This is a genomic window from uncultured Agathobaculum sp. (assembly GCF_963927765.1).
Lineage (GTDB): Bacteria > Bacillota > Clostridia > Oscillospirales > Butyricicoccaceae > Agathobaculum.
The window spans coordinates 1-16,906 of the sequence record NZ_CAWVCU010000097.1; the positions used below are offsets into that span (position 1 = coordinate 1).

General features: G+C 47.7%; 15 protein-coding genes. 6 read left to right on the plus strand and 9 right to left on the minus strand.

All coding sequences use genetic code 11. The annotated features are described in order from the left end of the window. Positions 1–112: 112 nt before the first annotated feature. From ABGT74_RS08995 to ABGT74_RS09005, 3 genes are all read right to left on the minus strand, one after another. The gene (locus tag ABGT74_RS08995; RefSeq protein ID WP_346705263.1) at positions 113–1,015 is read right to left on the minus strand and encodes a LysR family transcriptional regulator; all 903 of its coding nucleotides are present in this window, start codon (positions 1,013–1,015) and stop codon (positions 113–115) included. Positions 1,016–1,190: 175 nt separating this feature from the next. Continuing rightward, positions 1,191–3,071 (minus strand): cation-translocating P-type ATPase, encoded by a 1,881-nt coding sequence (locus tag ABGT74_RS09000; RefSeq protein WP_346705264.1) that lies wholly within the window; start codon positions 3,069–3,071, stop codon positions 1,191–1,193. Between the two features lie 109 nt (positions 3,072–3,180). Further along, a complete protein-coding gene (locus tag ABGT74_RS09005) occupies positions 3,181–3,456 on the minus strand; it encodes a metal-sensing transcriptional repressor (RefSeq protein ID WP_346705265.1) in 276 nt (91 codons plus the stop codon). A gap of 235 nt (positions 3,457–3,691) precedes the next feature. On the opposite strand from ABGT74_RS09005, the gene ahpC reads away from it, so the two are divergent. The 4 genes from ahpC (at position 3,692) to ABGT74_RS09025 (ending at position 7,716) form a co-directional block, all read left to right on the plus strand. Beyond that, positions 3,692–4,255 (plus strand): alkyl hydroperoxide reductase subunit C, encoded by a 564-nt coding sequence (gene ahpC, locus ABGT74_RS09010; RefSeq protein ID WP_346705266.1) that lies wholly within the window; start codon positions 3,692–3,694, stop codon positions 4,253–4,255. A 29-nt stretch (positions 4,256–4,284) separates the two neighbouring features. Continuing rightward, entirely contained in the window at positions 4,285–4,725 is a 441-nt protein-coding gene (locus ABGT74_RS09015; RefSeq protein ID WP_346705267.1) for a DNA starvation/stationary phase protection protein, read from the plus strand. 8 nt (positions 4,726–4,733) lie between these two features. Continuing rightward, entirely contained in the window at positions 4,734–6,371 is a 1,638-nt protein-coding gene (locus tag ABGT74_RS09020) for an FAD-dependent oxidoreductase (protein WP_346705268.1), read from the plus strand. 448 nt (positions 6,372–6,819) lie between these two features. After that, the gene (locus ABGT74_RS09025; protein WP_346705269.1) at positions 6,820–7,716 is read left to right on the plus strand and encodes an FAD-dependent oxidoreductase; all 897 of its coding nucleotides are present in this window, start codon (positions 6,820–6,822) and stop codon (positions 7,714–7,716) included. 408 nt (positions 7,717–8,124) lie between these two features. Here the strand turns inward: ABGT74_RS09025 and ABGT74_RS09030 are convergent, their stop codons facing one another. The 5 genes from ABGT74_RS09030 to ABGT74_RS09050 all read right to left on the minus strand — a co-directional run bounded on the left by ABGT74_RS09030 (position 8,125) and on the right by ABGT74_RS09050 (position 14,420). After that, positions 8,125–10,251 carry a heavy metal translocating P-type ATPase gene (locus tag ABGT74_RS09030; RefSeq protein WP_346705270.1) on the minus strand — a complete coding sequence of 709 codons (2,127 nt, stop codon included), beginning with the start codon at positions 10,249–10,251 and terminating at the stop codon, positions 8,125–8,127. A 52-nt stretch (positions 10,252–10,303) separates the two neighbouring features. Then, complete coding sequence (locus ABGT74_RS09035; RefSeq protein WP_346705271.1) at positions 10,304–10,576, minus strand: DUF6110 family protein; 273 nt, start codon at positions 10,574–10,576, stop codon at positions 10,304–10,306. A gap of 168 nt (positions 10,577–10,744) precedes the next feature. Continuing rightward, on the minus strand, positions 10,745–11,665 hold the full coding sequence (locus ABGT74_RS09040; protein ID WP_346705272.1) for an AraC family transcriptional regulator: 921 nt from the start codon (positions 11,663–11,665) through the stop codon (positions 10,745–10,747). 405 nt (positions 11,666–12,070) lie between these two features. Continuing rightward, a complete protein-coding gene (locus ABGT74_RS09045; protein ID WP_346705273.1) occupies positions 12,071–14,074 on the minus strand; it encodes a ferrous iron transporter B in 2,004 nt (667 codons plus the stop codon). Between the two features lie 133 nt (positions 14,075–14,207). Continuing rightward, positions 14,208–14,420 (minus strand): FeoA family protein, encoded by a 213-nt coding sequence (locus ABGT74_RS09050; RefSeq protein ID WP_346705275.1) that lies wholly within the window; start codon positions 14,418–14,420, stop codon positions 14,208–14,210. Positions 14,421–15,332: 912 nt separating this feature from the next. Between ABGT74_RS09050 and ABGT74_RS09055 the strand changes: the two genes are divergently transcribed. Together ABGT74_RS09055 and ABGT74_RS09060 are read left to right on the plus strand one after the other, a co-directional pair. After that, complete coding sequence (locus ABGT74_RS09055; RefSeq protein WP_346705276.1) at positions 15,333–15,716, plus strand: metal-dependent transcriptional regulator; 384 nt, start codon at positions 15,333–15,335, stop codon at positions 15,714–15,716. Between the two features lie 204 nt (positions 15,717–15,920). Further along, positions 15,921–16,727 carry a class I SAM-dependent methyltransferase gene (locus ABGT74_RS09060; RefSeq protein ID WP_346705277.1) on the plus strand — a complete coding sequence of 269 codons (807 nt, stop codon included), beginning with the start codon at positions 15,921–15,923 and terminating at the stop codon, positions 16,725–16,727. Here the strand turns inward: ABGT74_RS09060 and ABGT74_RS09065 are convergent. Next, positions 16,724–16,906 (minus strand): hypothetical protein (locus tag ABGT74_RS09065; RefSeq protein ID WP_346705278.1); only part of this gene is annotated, 183 nt, incomplete at its 5' end. The two genes, ABGT74_RS09060 and ABGT74_RS09065, sit on opposite strands and share 4 nt — an antisense overlap.

Below are 16,906 nucleotides of genomic sequence, written 5' to 3' on the forward strand. Positions count from 1 at the left end.
TAAAATAAGTTGTTTTGCCAACGGGGTACATTATATATCAGTTAGCAAAAGCTTACCAGAGGGAAAATTTGCATAGAGTTCCATAACAAATCGTTATAGCATACTTTTCGACTTACAGCATTTTGGAAAAATGCTCAACAATCCATTTTGCCTGTGTTGACAGCGTGCGCTCTGGATTGAATACATAGCCCAACTGCAAAAACGGTTCACAGCCGTTAATGGAAAGCGGCTTAATGGTATACTGTGCATACGGTTCATGCATAAAGTCCAGTCCCAGACTGCATACATCCGAATGCAGCAAAAGGTCGATCGTGAGATGATCACTGTTGCTATATGCAACATGATTTAGCTTTTCGTTATCGATCACACCCATACTGACTCTTTCCAGATGATGCTCCATGGAGAAAAAATCCCGCACACCACGCACAAATTTTAGATTTGACAAATCTTCAAAATCAATACTGTCCATATGATAAAGCGGGTGATTCGGTCCGACATAAACACAAATTTTTTTGACATCCTGCGGAGCAAATACCAGATTCTTATGTGACAGAATATGCTGAAATGTTTGCACCTGCTTAAGCGCAACATAGACAATTCCAATCTCAGATACCCCTTGATGCACATGATCGGTGATTTCTTCAACACTTCCCTCATGATATTCGATGCGGAATTTGGTGTCCCATGTCTTGTAAAAGTCCACCAACAGGCGGGAAATCATATTGCTGGGATAGGTGGATAATCTCAAGCTGTTATGTGCATCCGGAAGCGTCAGCCCAGAAATCGTAGCTGCCGTTTTTAATATTAGATTGGCATATTCCAGAACGCGCTCGCCATATGCAGTCGGACGAACCCCTTTTCCGCTTCGTACCAGCAGTGGTCGTCCCAATTCATGTTCCAACATGCGGATGGTCTTGCTTACATTTGGCTGCGACGTATACATGCATGCCGCTGCCTGTGACAGACTGCCTTTTTCACAAGCCACCACAAAAAATTCCAGTTGTTTGATATCCATGCATACACCTCATATTACGCAGTTAGCTAAAGCTAACCACAGTATACTATATTATGTGCTTCTTCGCAAGGCGCCAAAACATGTGAATCAAACAACTAAAAAACCGGCTGGTTCATTCCAGCCGGTTTTGAAAACTCCTTATACAGTTAATACGGAAGATATATATTTTCTTGGATCAAAACTGTTTTTTCTTCCATTTCAACAAAAATGCAGAATTTGAAATCACAAGAATCGATCCTGCGTTATGTACCAGCGCGCCAACGACTGGCCCCAGCATGCCACTAATTGCAAGAACAATTGCCAAAAAGTTCAGCACCATGGAAAAGCTCATATTGCATTTGATGGTTGTCATCATTCGCTTTGATAACGCAACAAGATGCGGCAGTTCTCTGACCTCATCATCGACCAGCGCGATATCCGCGGCATCCACCGCAATATCACTGCCGACACCACCCATCGCAATCCCAACCGCCGCCTTTTTCAGTGCAGGCGCATCGTTGATGCCGTCGCCGATCATGCACACCTGCTTGCCAGCACGCTGATATGTCTCAATCGCCTGCAATTTATCCTCCGGCAGGCAGTTCGCCCTCACCTGTCCGATTTGCAGCTGCGCAGCAATCGCCTGTGCGGCATTTTCATGATCACCCGTCAACAATACCGGCTCAACATGCAATTCGGCCAGAGCATGAATCATGTCTGCGCTTTCTGCGCGCAGCGTATCAGACAGAACGATCAGACCAGCGAACGCAGCGTCAACAGCGACATACGTCACGGTACATCCCTGAGCAAGATAGGTTTCTGCTGCATCCGATTCCGGCAGCGCTACACCTTGTTCAGATAAGAGCGCTAAATTGCCGGCAAGCACGATTTTGCCTTCGATGCTGGCGCATACGCCGCGCCCTGGGATCATCCGAAAATCCGAAACTGCAGCCAGTTCCTCCGCCACAGTCTGCTTATAGCATCGCACGATCGCTTTTCCCAATGGATGTTCGGACATCAGCTCTGCGGACGCAGCCAAGCGGAAAAGCTCCGTATCCTCCTCCCCACCGGATGCATTTTTAACAGCTATGACCTCCGGCGTGCCATGTGTCAGCGTACCAGTTTTATCAAATGCAATAATGCAGGTTTTCGACAACCGTTCAAGCGCATCTCCTTCACGAACAAGAAAACCGTGCCGGGTCGCGTTGCCGATTGCAGCCATGATCGCTGTTGGTGTTGCAAGAACCAGAGCACAAGGACAGAACACAACCAGAATGGTCACTGCACGGATGATCTGTCCGGAAATCAACCAGGTCAGGGTGGCAGCCGTCAATGCAATGACTACAATCCAAGTCGCCCAACGATCGGCAATGCCAACGATCTTCGCCTTACCCGCATCCGCGGACTGCACCAATCGAATCATACGCTGAATGGAGCTATCCTCGCCAACTCTGGTAGCACGCATCTCAAAAGCGCCGAACTGGTTAACCGTACCGCTCGATACTTCATCACCAACGGTTTTATCCACCGGCAGCGACTCGCCAGTCATGACCGCCTGATTGATTGAGGTCTGTCCGGATACAATCACACCATCCACCGGCACACTCTCGCCTGGCAGAACGCGGAGCAGATCATCGACCTGTACCTGTTCAGCGGGAATCACCTTTTCAGTACCTTTTGCCAGAACACGCGCAGTCTGCGGTGTCAAATGTACCAGTTTTTCAATGCCTGCACGCGCTTTTGCAACTGTCATTTCTTCCAGCAGTGCACCGAGCTGCATAATAAACGCAACCTCACCTGCTGCAAAAATCTCCCCAATGCAGAGCGAAGCGATCAGCGCGAGCGAAACCAGCACATCGGCTTTGATATCAAACGCAGTCACCAGACCAATCACAGCTTCCAGAATAATCGGAATACCACATAGGATAATCGCAATCCAGGCCATGTCTAACGGAAACGGACTCCAGCCGATCAGGCTGGCAAGCACAGCCAAACCGGATAGGATGAGCAAAACCATATCTTTGCGGATGCCACCCCATCCCAACAGTTCTTCCAACTGCTCTAATTTATTCTTCATTGCAATCCTCTTTTCTATACCATAAGGGGTATATGTTTATTATACCCATATGGGTATATGCTGTCAACAAAAAAAGCAGCCGAGCCGGCTGCTTAATCTGTGCATGGATTTACCCCATATTGGAAAACCGCTCAACTGCTTTGGTGAAGCTTTCGATCGTCTTGTCCGCATCTCCATGCTCAATTCCATCGCGGACACAATGCTTGATATGACCTTCCAGTACCACTTTTCCGCAGCCATGCAGTGCAGATTTCGCTGCATTAATCTGCGCAAGAATATCCTCACAAGGGATATCCTCATCGATCATACGATCAATGGCCTGTACCTGTCCTATGATCTTTTTCAATCTTCGGTGCAGGTTTTCTGCATCCATGCATTGTTTCATTGCTGCGCCCTCCATACCTATAGATGTATAAGCAGGCTTAATTATACAATGCGTTTCTACACCTGTCAACTTTCCATCTCATTTATTCAGCCGGAATCAGACCGTATAGAATGTTTTAGACAATCTTTAGCATTCTATATCATTTTTGTCTCATTTTTCTTGACATCCATTATTTGCGTAACTATAATAGCATCAGTTAGCAAAAGCTAACTAAAATCGAAAAGGAGTGATTTATATGTCATTGATTCAAAAAGAAATTGCCGATTTTTCTGTTCAGTGCTATCAAAACGATAGCTTCCACACGGTCACACGTGCGGACGTGCTTGGCAAATGGAGTGTCTTTTTCTTCTATCCAGCCGATTTCACGTTTGTATGTCCCACAGAACTTGAAGATTTGGCTAACCTGTACGACCGTTTTCAGGAGTGCAACTGTGAGATTTATGCTGTATCCTGTGATACGCATTTTGTCCATAAAGCATGGCATGACACTTCCGAGCGCATCCGTAAAATCCGCTATCCGATGCTGGCTGACCCTACGCATGCGCTGGCACGTGATTTTGAAGTTTATATTCCTGCTGACGGTTTGTCCGAACGAGGTAGCTTCATCGTGAATCCAGAAGGCAAAATTGTTGCCTACGAAGTGATCGCTGGCAATGTTGGCCGTAACGCTGATGAGTTGCTGCGCCGTGTTCAGGCTAGTCAATTTGTAGCTGAACATGGCGATGAAGTCTGCCCTGCCAAGTGGCAGCCTGGTGCAGAGACGCTCAAGCCCAGTATGGATCTGGTTGGCAAACTATAACGAAATTCAAAAATAGGAGGAGTATTTTCATGAACCAAAAACTTGCTGTAAGCTTGAACCAATATCTATCTGATTGTGCAGTCGAATATATTAAGCTGCACAACTTGCACTGGAACATCGTCGGACCTGATTTCAAGCAAGTACATGAGTATTTGGAAACACTGTACGATGGTTTTGCAGATGTGATGGATGCCATAGCGGAGCTGCTTAAAATGCACAATGTGTATCCGTTGGCTTCTCTTAAATCATATCTGAGCGTGTCCACCATTGAGGAACTGGAGTCAGCCGACTACCGATCTTCCGCAGTACTTACTTCAGTGGTGAAAGACCTGCAAAATCTGAAAGATCAGGCGGAACAAATTCGCGCAGATGCCGATGAAGGCGGCTGGTATGACATCGTTTCTGTCATGGAAAATCAGCTTTCCGACTACAATAAAACACTGTGGTTCCTGCAATCGATGGCGAAATGAGCGATGTTATGAAAAATCTGTATGATGTCGTTGTTATCGGAGGCGGCCCTGCCGGTCTAACCGCCGCACTCTATCTAGCACGTGCTCGATATCGAGTGGTTGTTGTTGAAAAAGATCACTTTGGTGGTCAGATCACAATTACCGAACAGGTGGTCAATTATCCTGGCATGAAGGAAACCAGCGGCAAGGCCTTGACCGAGGTGATGCGTCAGCAGGCCGAACACTTTGGTGCTGAATTTTTGTTGGCCGAGGTAACCAAATTGAATCTTTCCGGTGATCTTAAGACCGTACAGACCAGCCGCGGCCCACTTCAGTGTTTTGGTATACTGCTTGCTACCGGTGCACATCCACGTCAGATTGGATTTGCCGGTGAGGATGCATTTCGCGGGCGCGGTGTAGCCTACTGCGCTACCTGTGATGGGGAATTTTTCACGGGTAAAGAAGTTTTTGTTGTGGGCGGTGGCTTTGCAGCTGCTGAGGAAAGCGTATTTCTAACCAAATATGCCAGCCACGTGACAATCCTGATGCGCGGTGCAGATTTTTCCTGTGCAGCTGCTACTGCCGATGCTGCGCGATGCCATGATAAAATCACGATTCTTCCTCATACACAGATTGAGTCTGTATCCGGAGACAGTGCCTTACGTTGTCTGCGTTATCGAAACACCCAAACAGGCAAAATAACTGAAGTGGAGGCAAAAGACGGTGATTTTCTCGGTGTATTCGTTTTTGCTGGATATCAGCCTGCCACTGAGCTGATAAAAAATATCGCACAATGCGATGAACAAGGATATGTGGTAACGGACCACGCACAAAAAACTTCTGTCGATGGACTGTATGCGGCAGGCGATGTCTGTGCTAAACCATTGCGACAGGTGGTCACCGCCGTAGGTGATGGTGCGCTCGCCGCAACTGAATTAGAACGACTGGCTGCTGAGATGCAGCGCAAAACAGGTTTACGCCCGCAACTGCCAACCAGTCGTGTTGCAGTGTCGTCACCTGATAGTGCAACGCAGTCTAGCGCCCCCTTCTCCGCAGATATGCTTGCCCAATTACATACCATTTTTGAGCGCATGTCCTCACCGTTGATACTGCGTTTGTATTTGGATCATTCCCCATTATCGGATGAGCTCCAGCAGTATATGGAAGCACTTGCTGCATCGACCGATTGTCTGAGCGTCCAATATGGCTCGCCGGAAGACGCCGAATATCTTCCTTGTGTTCGAGTATATCGCGAAGACTGCAACTGGACCGGACTTGCTTTCCATGGCATTCCAGGCGGGCATGAATTCACCTCGTTCATTTTGGGGTTATACAATGCAGCCGGGCCAGGACAGCCATTAGAGGAAAAAATACGCGCTGCCGTGCACGCTATTGACCATCCCATTGATCTCCAAATTCTGGTGTCGCTTTCCTGTACGATGTGTCCTGATCTTGTAACAGCGGCACAACATATCGCCGCTGAAAATCCATATATTACCGCACAGGTTTATGATCTCAATCACTTTCCTGATCTGCAGCAGCGCTATCAGGTAATGAGTGTTCCCTGCCTTGTGATAAACGGCAGCGAGGTATTTTTTGGCAACAAAAACATAGAACAACTTATCAGTTTGATTTCTGCATTTATCAAAAATTCTGTTAACAGATAACCACATGATTTCGTATACGAAGAAATCTTTTGCATAAGCTCTCTCTTTCACGCATTAGCGGCAAATATAAAACTATCCATCTTATAAGTAGAATTAAAAATTTAAACGTAGTGATAAGTTTCGCTTTGAAAGCACACAGAACACAAAATGCGTTTACTGTGGTCTGCTATGTGACAGAATCCATGGCAGATACAGTATATGCATTTACCATTACACATTTTTATAGTTGAATTATAATTCTTCATTTTATTATTAATTTGATTTATAATCATTGCAGAAGAAAAAACTACTAGCAGGAGCTGAAGGATTGTCGGTATCCATTCTTTCACATCCATATTCCGACCGTTCCTTTTTTGCTTTGGTGCCAGTCTCACCATGCGGCTCCAGAAACCTACTGTTAACCAACATTATAACGATCAAACTGTATTATTTAAGGGAGGGTTCTATTATGTACGATATTATCATCATCGGCGCAGGTCCGGCAGGTATCAGCGCCGGCATCTATGCGATTAGCCGCGGCAAAAAGACCCTGGTTCTGGAACAGGCACAGGTGGGCGGCATCATCGGTAAAGTCTCTACAGTCACCCATTATACTGCCCTTCAAGTCAATGAGACCGGTGCTACCTTTGCGGCCCGCATGAAAGAGCAGGCACTAAACGCTGGTGTGGAAATCGTTTATGACACAGTTACCAATGTAGAACTGACCAACGATGTAAAAACTATCCACACCAGTAAAGGAGCATATCAAGCCCGCCGCGTGATTCTGGCAAACGGCGGTAGTCCTCGAAAGCTGGGAATTCCCGGCGAAGTCGAGCTTGCCGGCAAAGGTATGGGTCTGAATGCGCCCCGTGACGGAGCTTCCTATACCGGGAAGAACATATATGTAGTAGGCGGAGCTGACGGCGCAGTCAAAGAGGCACTTTATCTGGCCTCCTTTGCAAACAAACTGACCATCATCCATTTCGAGAATCAGCTTGGCTGTATTCCGGAATTTAGTCAAAAAGTGGCTGCGGCTGGCAATATTACCTTGCGTCTTGGTTCGCGTCTTCACGGTGTATATGGTCAGGACCTGGTAGAACGGCTGGAAATATCCAGCGAACAGAACGGTACCATCGAAACGATTGATGATCCTGGCTGTGGTATCTTTGTATATGCAGGCGTTGCGCCCAATACACAGATGTACACACAGCTCGATCTGCAGGACGGCTACATTGTGACAAATGAAAAGATGGAGACCTCTATTCCCGGTGTTTATGCTGCCGGAGATATTCGAGTCAAACAGGTGCGTCAGGTAGCCACCGCTGTATCTGATGGTGCCATTGCAGCCATCAATGCTTCTCTGTGATTTATCTCCATCCTACAAGTTCTTACTCAGACAACACTGTATGGCCATTCGTAAAACAGTTCTAATTATTTCTTGATTTGCACATAAATGCTTGCATGCTGTTAAGAAATGAACCAAAAAGTTCAAACAATAAACAAAAAGACAAATATAAGCTTTCTTTTCAAAAGAAAAGGGATAGGTAATCTCGAGTGTGAGAAAACCTATCCCTTTGTTTTTAATTATGTCATTTTCGTTTGAAAATTTGGAGAAACCTGTTTGACCGCAGCCTAGAAACACATTGATCCCGCTTTGTTTTCCCGTCTCAGGATTCTTTTCTGGTTCTATTTTATTATTAATAAAGCACTTTGCATCGAATCCACGATACAGTTAGGAAAACCGCCTATCACATGTATAATTTCTCCTCTACTTTTAGTTTCTTGGCAATACCTTGAACTCACTTTCAGATTTCTGGTTTTGCTTTGACGATTGAAGTGACTGCATACTCCGTAGGCTAACACCCAGCGTGGAAAGATTATGTAGTGTAGCTGAGGCAGCAGGAGAAATAACTCCGGCCATACCCAGACCGATCAACGCACCGTTGAAACCAATCACAAAGCGATAATTGGAGTGAATACGTGCCATCAGCGCCATAGCGATTCGGCGCAACTGCACCAGTTCCCAAAGGCTGTCTGCAGCAATGGTGATGTCCGCAATCTCCCTGGCAATGGCAGCACCGTCGCTGATGGCAATGCCAGCATCAGCCTCAGACAGCGCTGGAGAATCGTTGATGCCATCACCCACCATCAGGACGATGTGTCCCTTCCGTCGGAGCGCAGCCACAAAATCTGCCTTGTCCGCCGGAAGTACTTCCGAGCGAAACTCCTCTACCCCCACCTGTGCAGCAATGGCCACAGCAGTACGGTGGCTGTCCCCAGTCAGCATAACGGTATTGGTAATGCCAAGCGTTCGGAGTGAGGCAAGGACTGCCTTTGCCTCCTCCCGAAGGGGATCGGAGATGCAAATTACGGCTGCCAGCTGTCCACCCACAGCTAGATACAGGTGAGAATACTCTGGCGGCAGCATATCAAACCGCACCTGATCACCCTCAGGAATGACACAGTTCTCATCTTCAAATACGAAATGGGCGCTACCAATGAGAACCCGCTCCCCATCCACCGTACTGGCAATGCCATGGGCCACCAGATACTCTACTTTAGAATGGTACTCTTCATGTGTCAGACCTCGGCGCTTTGCCTCTTCCACCACAGCGTTTGCCATAGAATGAGGAAAGTGCTCCTCCAAGCAAGCGGCCAGCCGCAGCATTTCCTTTTCGTCTTTCCCTCCGAATGGAACCACCTGCGCCACCTGCGGACAGGCATGAGTCAGCGTACCGGTCTTGTCAAAGACGATGGTGTCGGCGGCCGCCACAGCCTCCAGGAATTTGCCACCCTTGACGGTAATGTGAGCCCGTCCCGCCTCACGCATGGCGGAAAGGACAGCCAGAGGCATAGCCAGCTTCAGTGCGCATGAGAAATCCACCATCAGCACAGAAAGAGCTCTCGCAACATTGCGGGTGAGAACAAAACTCAGTAGGCTCCCGGCAAAGGTATAGGGTACAAGCTTATCCGCCAGATTTGCAGCCTTGCTTTCGGCTTCCGACTTCATCTGCTCCGATTGCTCGATCATGTGCACTATCTGGTCATAGCGGCTCTGGCCGGAAGCCTGCTTTACCTCCAGCACGCATTCGCCTTCTTCCACCACAGTGCCGGCATAAACAGCGCCGCCGGGGCGCTTGGGCACCGGGATAGATTCTCCGGTGAGGGACGCCTGATTGACAGTCACCTCGCCCTCCAGCACCAGGCCGTCCATAGGGATGATGCCGCCGGCGCGGACGATTACAGCATCTCCCGGCTGGATCTGGGATACGGGAACCAATACCTCGCTCTGGGCCGTGCGCAGCCAGACTCGATCCACATTCAGCGACATACACGCCGCCAGATCCGCCACAGATTTTTTCCTTGTCCATTCCTCCAGCAGCTCGCCTACTTCCAGCAAAAACATAACCATTCCAGCGGTGCCGAAGTCCCTTCTGCATGCAGAAATGGAGATAGACAGAGCGTCCAGCAACTCCACTTTGATACGGCGGCGCAGCAGGCAATGCAGTCCCCGCCGCACAAAAGGAATCATGTGCCAGAGGATACGGGCAACCCGAAGGGGCGATGGAAGAAACAGCGTGCAAGCGGCTTTGCCCAAAACCTTGCCCACCAGTTTCTCCTCAAATTCTCTGTTCAATGCCCGGCTGCTGTGAGCAGGCAGCGATGTGGTTTTCTCCGCCTCCTGCCAGGAAAACCGCCGGATGGCATCAAGCACGATTTGGCGGTCACCCTCGTAATACAGAATCACAGCGCAGGTGCGTTCGTGGACTGTGACCTGCCGACACCAGGACTTTTGCTGAAGCCATGCCTCCAGCAAATCCGCCTGAGCGAGCGTCATCTGCTTCTGCCGAATCTTGAGTCGGATACGCCCCCGGCTTTCGTGCAATATGATTGCGTTCATAAGTTCCTCCTTCACGAAAAGAGGGAGCCGCTAGCGGCTCCCTCTGCGGATATCAGGCTTCTTCGCTTTCCAGATTAGCAGCGGCTACTTCCTCCGCTTCTTTTGCCATCCGATCCTCATTCAGCTCCTTGGCAGAGGCCAAGATGTCCGCGGCATTCTCCTGTACCGTAGTCACGGTTCCCATAATCGTATCTTTCATGCGAAGACCAGCGGCCGTAGCATGTACATAGGCCTTTTTGGCATCTTTGCTGGACAACAGCTTGACACCAAAAGAGCCAAACAGCGCACCGCCTGCAAAGCAAGCCAGCTTTGTGTAAACACTCATCGTTATACTTCCTTTCCCTTATTTCCGTTTGTAGCCGGTGACCATAACCATGATCATACAGATCACAGCACCCCAAGCCCAAAATCGATGCTGCTTCATCGCTGTCACTCCTTTTGCAACTTTGGAATGTTTGATTATTATAGCAGAAAACGAAGGAGCTTGTCGCTGTTAAAACGGACGCAAAGTTGCGGTTTCCGACATTTTTCTGTACTGGCCGGGCGACATCCCATAGTGCCGCTTGAACGCAGCATTGAATTGGCTCATCCCCTCATACCCCACAGTTTGAGCAATCTGCTGAATGGGCATCCCAGTGGTACAAATCAGATTCCGTGCACGCTGGAGGCGCTGTTGAATCAAATATGTGTGGATCGGCACACCATAGGTACTGCGAAAGTGTTTTTTCAAAAATGTTGCGGAAAATGAGAACTGTTTGCAAAGAAAAGCAATGGTAATCTTCTCCGACAGATGTTCCTCTAAATAGGTCTTGACCTCCAACATAACAGGAGTCACCGAGGGAGGCGAACCTAAATCACAGCCATATGACAAAGAAGCTTTTGAACAAAGCAGATACAGCAGTTCCACCGACTTAAATACACAGTACCGGTTCTGGGCATCGTCAGGAAGATCGCACATGGTTTCGAAAAACGCCTGCGTCCAGGGTGTTCCAGAGAATGTTATGCAGCCACATTGCGCTTCCATAGCCTTTTTAACATCTCTGGTATCCAGTTTCAGCTCCAGAGCTTGACAGATGTCCTGTAAACTTTCTTTCGCGGACAAGGCGTCTACTGCCACCAGAATCCCACTTAGATTTTTGCTGCACCGGCACGAAATGAGTTGGGAACAATCAGAGATAAGAAATATCCCCGGCGATTCCACTGTTTTCAGTAAACCGTGAGGCAGTTCGACTACAAGCCTTCCTGAACAGCAAAATAACACTTCAAAGTGAAGCGGCTCACCCTGTACCGGAATTTCTTGGAGCGTTTCAGCAGCCTCCGAGCACGCTTGAAAGCGGCAGCTCTGGACGCCCGGCACGCTACTGCTCCAGCAAGCTAAGTGAGCATCAGCGTGCAGTAAGTATTCTTTCAACATGGTTTCACGACCTGTCTATCCATGATCCACATAGCGATTTGCCCTATCCTGCGATACCACGCCGAGGCAGAAAACGAACGCTCTCTGCTCCACAGGGAGGCATCAAAAGGCGATGGCGGAATACTCGTCGACCTGCTCCGGCGAGCACTCACTTTGTTTATCAATAGGGAAGTTTCATGGGGAAAGAGAAAAAATCAGCGGGAGCCTCCCTAAAAGAAGCCCCCCGCATCTTTCATTTGTTACGTGTATTACAGCAACAGTGATCTTGATCCACCTTTTTGGAACTGCAGGAGCATCCATCCGGGCAGCCGATACATTTCTTACCGCTTTTTTTGGCCTTATAGACATACAAAGCGGCAGCTGCAATGATTACAACAAGAATACCAACTAGGATATAGTCGATCATCAAGCGCTCACTCCATTCAGCGCATACTCTTGCTTCAGATCCTTATCTGCCTTCCGACACAGCCAACCCAGAACGGCGGCGAACAAAACCACGGCAATAAGACCAGGAACAAAGCCAACGCCGAAAGAGCCAGTAGTGACCAGGGTACCAATCTGATAGACAAGGAAGCCTACCGTATAGCCGGTGCCCAACTGGAGGCCAATGCCAGCCCATAGCCACTTAGCGCTCTTCATCTCAGAATTCATCGCGCCGATAGCAGCAAAACAGGGAGGCGTGTAGAGATTAAACATCAGGTAGGCCAGAGCGGCAACCTTGGTGATAGCGATAACACCCGCTACCTCAGCACCGGCACCTTCCATCATTTCCAGCGCATCGGTGTCGATGAAGTTCTCCAGACCCACAAAGCACACAGCCAGGGTGCCTACCACATTCTCCTTGGCGATGAAGCCGGTGACGGCAGCGGCAGCCAGCTGCCAGCTGAGGACACCTACAATCGGCACCAGCAGATAGGCAAAGGGGCCAGCGATGGAGGCCAAAATAGAGCTATCGGCGGTCTCGGCCACCTGGAAGCTCCAGTTGAATGTCTGCATAATCTGCACAGCAGTGTTGCACAACAAAATGATGGTGGCAGCCTTTACAATGTAGGCCCAGCCCCGGGCACACATGGCCTTGAAAGCGAACCAGAGAGAAGGTACTTTGTATTCAGGCAGCTCGATAATGAAGAAGGACTTGCGGTTTTTGTAGCCGGCGATCTTATTGACCAGCAGCGCACCCAGGAAGATGAGAATGATACCGGTAAAGTACATGGTGAAACTCACCCAGCCCGCATCATCAAAGAAGGCGCCGGCAAACAGGGCAATTACAGGGATCTTAGCACCACAGGGCATGAAGGGGGTCAGCATAGCAGTGGCACGACGTTCACGCTCGTTGCGGATGGTGCGGCTGGCCATAACGCCCGGAATGGCACAACCAGTGCCGATGACGAAGGGAATCACAGACTTGCCGGATAGGCCCACCTTTTTAAAGATAGGATCCAGAACCACGGAGACGCGGGACATGTAGCCGCAATCCTCCAGCAGTGCAATCAGGAAATACATAATCATGACGAGAGGCAGAAAACCAACCACAGCACCCACGCCGCCAATTATGCCATCGGCCAACAGGGCGGTCAGCAGCGGATTGGCATTGGCCAAGCTGTCCGCCACAAAGCCCTGGAAAGTCTCGATCCAAGCCACCAGGGTGTCTGCAATAAGCGGCCCCACCCAGACCTGAGAAATCTGGAATACCAAGAACATGACCACAGCAAAGATGGGAATACCGGCGAATTTATTAGTGAGAACAGCGTCGATGGCATCCCCTGCTCCCTTTTCGCGAGTAAGTACCTTACGTTTTTCCACTTGCGAAACCAATTGGTTGACAAAGGCAAAACGCTTGCGGTCTGCTTCTTCCACAACCTTCTTATCGGTCAGATCAATGTCGCCCTGAACATAGGGTGCCTTCTGCCCCTTACCCTTCTGCGCCACCGCGGCATCCACCACAGCTTTCAGGCCCTCGGCAACGGTTGAAATCGTTTCAACTACCGGACACCCCAGCTTCGCAGATAGGGCGGCAACATCAATCTTGGTCTGCTTTTTAGCATTGATATCGCTCTTGTTCAGAGCAACCACCACAGGAATCCCCAGTTCCAAAAGCTGTGTGGTGAAGAACAGGCTACGGCTCAGATTAGTGGCATCCACAATATTGATGATGGCGTCAGGATGTTCGTGCTTCACATAGGAACTGGTGATACTCTCCTCCGAAGTGAAGGGCGACATGGAGTAAGCACCTGGCAGATCTACAGCGATCAAATCCTCCGTTCCACTGATATAAGCCTTTTTGATGGGATGTTCTTTCTTTTCCACCGTAACACCGGCCCAGTTTCCTACCTTTTCATTCCGCCCAGTGAGAGCGTTGTACATGGTAGTTTTACCGGAGTTCGGGTTGCCGGTCAAGGCAATACGCATGATATTTCCTCCTCTTTATCTGTGCAATGTATTTTATTCACAGCCCGATAGTTATCCGAAGCTAACCGTCAGACAGAATAAACCCAGCTTTGGAGACATCAAGATATGTGTCTGTACCATAGCAGTTTAGGTCTTATATCTCGATGGCTGAGGCCAACTGATTGTCAATATTATAGCGTCCATCCTTGATAGAGACCACACAGCCGCCTTTCATATGGGATACGACGGTAACCGGTTCTCCTGCGTAGCAGCCAAGAGAAAACAAGAAGGCGTTTAGTTCCTCATCCTCCGTATTGATTTGCTTGATGATATATTCCTGCCCATCCTGAGCATCCAACAATGTCATACCCTTCACCTTCTCAGTTTTGTTTCGTCAAATTACTTAAAAATTAGTTAGCACAAAGCAACTAACATGTCAAAAAATCAGGTTAGCACTCCCTAACCCTTTGATATCATATATCACATGATGAAAAATGTCAAGTCATGCAAAAGAAAATATCGGACTTATACTTACTTTTTAACAAACGCACAATTATATTACAAATTATTTTTCCGATTTGTGCTAAGACAACAATTCCAAAAGGCTTTACCGTGTAATTTTCTTGTTCACCAGCCAATTCCTATGACTTTTATTCGATTCCGTTATGTCGCCAACCTATGCTGCTCGTCTACAACATTAGAATCTTAACCGTCAACTGCCTTTCCGAACACAGATTCCGGATTCTGGGCTTGAGCATTTCTTTCGGAGGCCTAGTTCTCACATGAATCAGTTCAGCACTGCTTCTAAAGTTTGTAGACTCTCAGGAAAATTACTCACTATGGGTTCTTCAATATATCTACTCTAATTGGTAAGTCTCGCCTTTTCTTAACCCACAATTGTTCTGCATGGTATCATGAATTGTTAGGCAATACTCGTAGTGTTCTAATTGCCAATGCGATCTGAAACGGCACTAATGTTGAATTCAATACGCTGCTGAGCCACGAAATAAATTCCAGTATTGTCAAAAGATCAAAAACACTGAGATAATACAATAAATCTCTCAACCTCAGAGCAAATCTCATGGCAGTTGTACAAAGCGTCTTTTGGCCATGTACATTGACAACGAAATAAATATATGCTAGAATCCACATAGTTAGCTTGGACTAACCGCATAGATTCTTTTTGGTGCGTATCAAAATTTATAACAGCTCCACTATTGTTGGATATTTTGCGCTGAGTTTGTAACACATAGATGCAGGTAGACAGGAAGTGATAAGATTGGAAGTAGGCGCGTCATCGGAAGATTATCTGAAAGCGATTTTTATCCTTCAGAAAATGATGGGAACAGTGCGCTCAGCAGATGTCGCACGATACTTGAATGTATCAAAACCCAGTGTGTTCTACGCTGTATCCACCTTGCGAAACAATGGATTTCTCCATGTAGACGATCAACACTTCTTGCTATTAACGAAAGCAGGACGTACAATTGCTGAAAATACGTTTGAAAAACACAAATTCTTTTCCGCGATACTGATTGAAGCCGGCGTTGAACCTAAAACCGCTGAAAAAGAAGCCTGTCGTATTGAACATACAATTAGTACAGAATCTTTTCAACGGCTGAAGCAATTTATAGTAGATCATATCAACAACGATCGCTTTTGATGTGTTCACTAAAGTCAGCATTCCAAGTCAAATGTGTCTTGAAACCGTAAGTAAAATTAAAGTTGATTGCATAAAAAGTTGCTGGAGCTCACGTTGTATTTCTCCGCTTTTTAGGCGTGGTAATCCTGCAATGAAGCCGTATGACTATTAGGGAATACGTCCCCAAAAAGGATATAAAAAGATTGCTGAAAGGATAAGACATATATGCCTCAATTGGGTATTATAGAGGACACCCTTTTCATCCCTATGCTGGGAAGAATCTATGCTAGCGAGCATTGTCCACAGATCCTATACGACCAAAAGGCATTGGAGTTAAAGAAGAAGTTGCCGCGCAATCTGTTAAGGCGGAACCGCCAGAGTCAATATACGATGTTGGCCTCCGCCGTACGCTCTGCCAATTTCGATCGTTATATCAGAGCCTTTCTGGAGCACAAAGCAGACGGGGTAATTGTCCAGCTTGGATGCGGTCTCGAGACAACTTATGATCGCTGTGACAACACGAAGGCACGCTGGTATTCCGTAGACCTGCCTCATGTGCTAGAATACCGACGGGAGCTTCTGCCTGAGCCAGAGCGGGAAACCTATCTTGCTGGGGATGCCTTTGCCGAGGACTGGATCAGGCAGATTCGTGCAGACGTATCAGACGCACCTATCTTCATTACCGCAGGCGGACTATTCCACTATTTTGAGGAAAGCAAGGTTGTTGGACTTTTGCGGATGCTCACAAAGTTTGGTGATATTCAAATTATTTTCGACACTATAAGCAAAAGCGGCATGACCATGATGCGAAGCAAGTACATGAAGCAAGTGTGTCGTGCGGATGTGCCAATGTTTTTCTATGTGGATTCCGCAACAGAACTTGTCAAAAAAATAGGCTGTGGTGTCAGAGTTTTGGCAGAGGCACCCTACTATCGCCATATCCCCCGAAATGGTTTGATGTTGTCCACGAAGATCAGTATGGCCGTCTCTGATCGATTAAACATGGTAAAAATGATACACCTCACCGCCTAAGATATTTGAGATGAATGCCGATTGGAAAATGTCGCAGATAGATAAGGAAATACAAAAACTCTAATATTCATGGCATTACAAAAGTAGAAGTTAAGGGCCTGTTGCAAAATAGGCCAAAGAAAAAAGACAGGCAGGGCAGCCCGAAAAGGGTTGCCTTGCCTGCCTTTTTGCTTTAGGCT

Bases quoted from the DNA above. Each gene is read 5' to 3' on its own strand.
- ABGT74_RS09025 (WP_346705269.1), top strand. From the start codon at position 6,820: ATGTACGATATTATCATCATCGGCGCAGGTCCGGCAGGTATCAGCGCC.
- ahpC (WP_346705266.1), top strand. From the start codon at position 3,692: ATGTCATTGATTCAAAAAGAAATTGCCGATTTTTCTGTTCAGTGCTAT.
- ABGT74_RS09015 (WP_346705267.1), top strand. From the start codon at position 4,285: ATGAACCAAAAACTTGCTGTAAGCTTGAACCAATATCTATCTGATTGT.
- ABGT74_RS09000 (WP_346705264.1), bottom strand. From the start codon at position 3,071: ATGAAGAATAAATTAGAGCAGTTGGAAGAACTGTTGGGATGGGGTGGC.
- ABGT74_RS09060 (WP_346705277.1), top strand. From the start codon at position 15,921: ATGCCTCAATTGGGTATTATAGAGGACACCCTTTTCATCCCTATGCTG.
- ABGT74_RS09005 (WP_346705265.1), bottom strand. From the start codon at position 3,456: ATGAAACAATGCATGGATGCAGAAAACCTGCACCGAAGATTGAAAAAG.
- ABGT74_RS09035 (WP_346705271.1), bottom strand. From the start codon at position 10,576: ATGAGTGTTTACACAAAGCTGGCTTGCTTTGCAGGCGGTGCGCTGTTT.
- ABGT74_RS08995 (WP_346705263.1), bottom strand. From the start codon at position 1,015: ATGGATATCAAACAACTGGAATTTTTTGTGGTGGCTTGTGAAAAAGGC.
- ABGT74_RS09040 (WP_346705272.1), bottom strand. From the start codon at position 11,665: ATGTTGAAAGAATACTTACTGCACGCTGATGCTCACTTAGCTTGCTGG.
- ABGT74_RS09030 (WP_346705270.1), bottom strand. From the start codon at position 10,251: ATGAACGCAATCATATTGCACGAAAGCCGGGGGCGTATCCGACTCAAG.
- ABGT74_RS09045 (WP_346705273.1), bottom strand. From the start codon at position 14,074: ATGCGTATTGCCTTGACCGGCAACCCGAACTCCGGTAAAACTACCATG.
- ABGT74_RS09020 (WP_346705268.1), top strand. From the start codon at position 4,734: ATGAAAAATCTGTATGATGTCGTTGTTATCGGAGGCGGCCCTGCCGGT.
- ABGT74_RS09050 (WP_346705275.1), bottom strand. From the start codon at position 14,420: ATGACATTGTTGGATGCTCAGGATGGGCAGGAATATATCATCAAGCAA.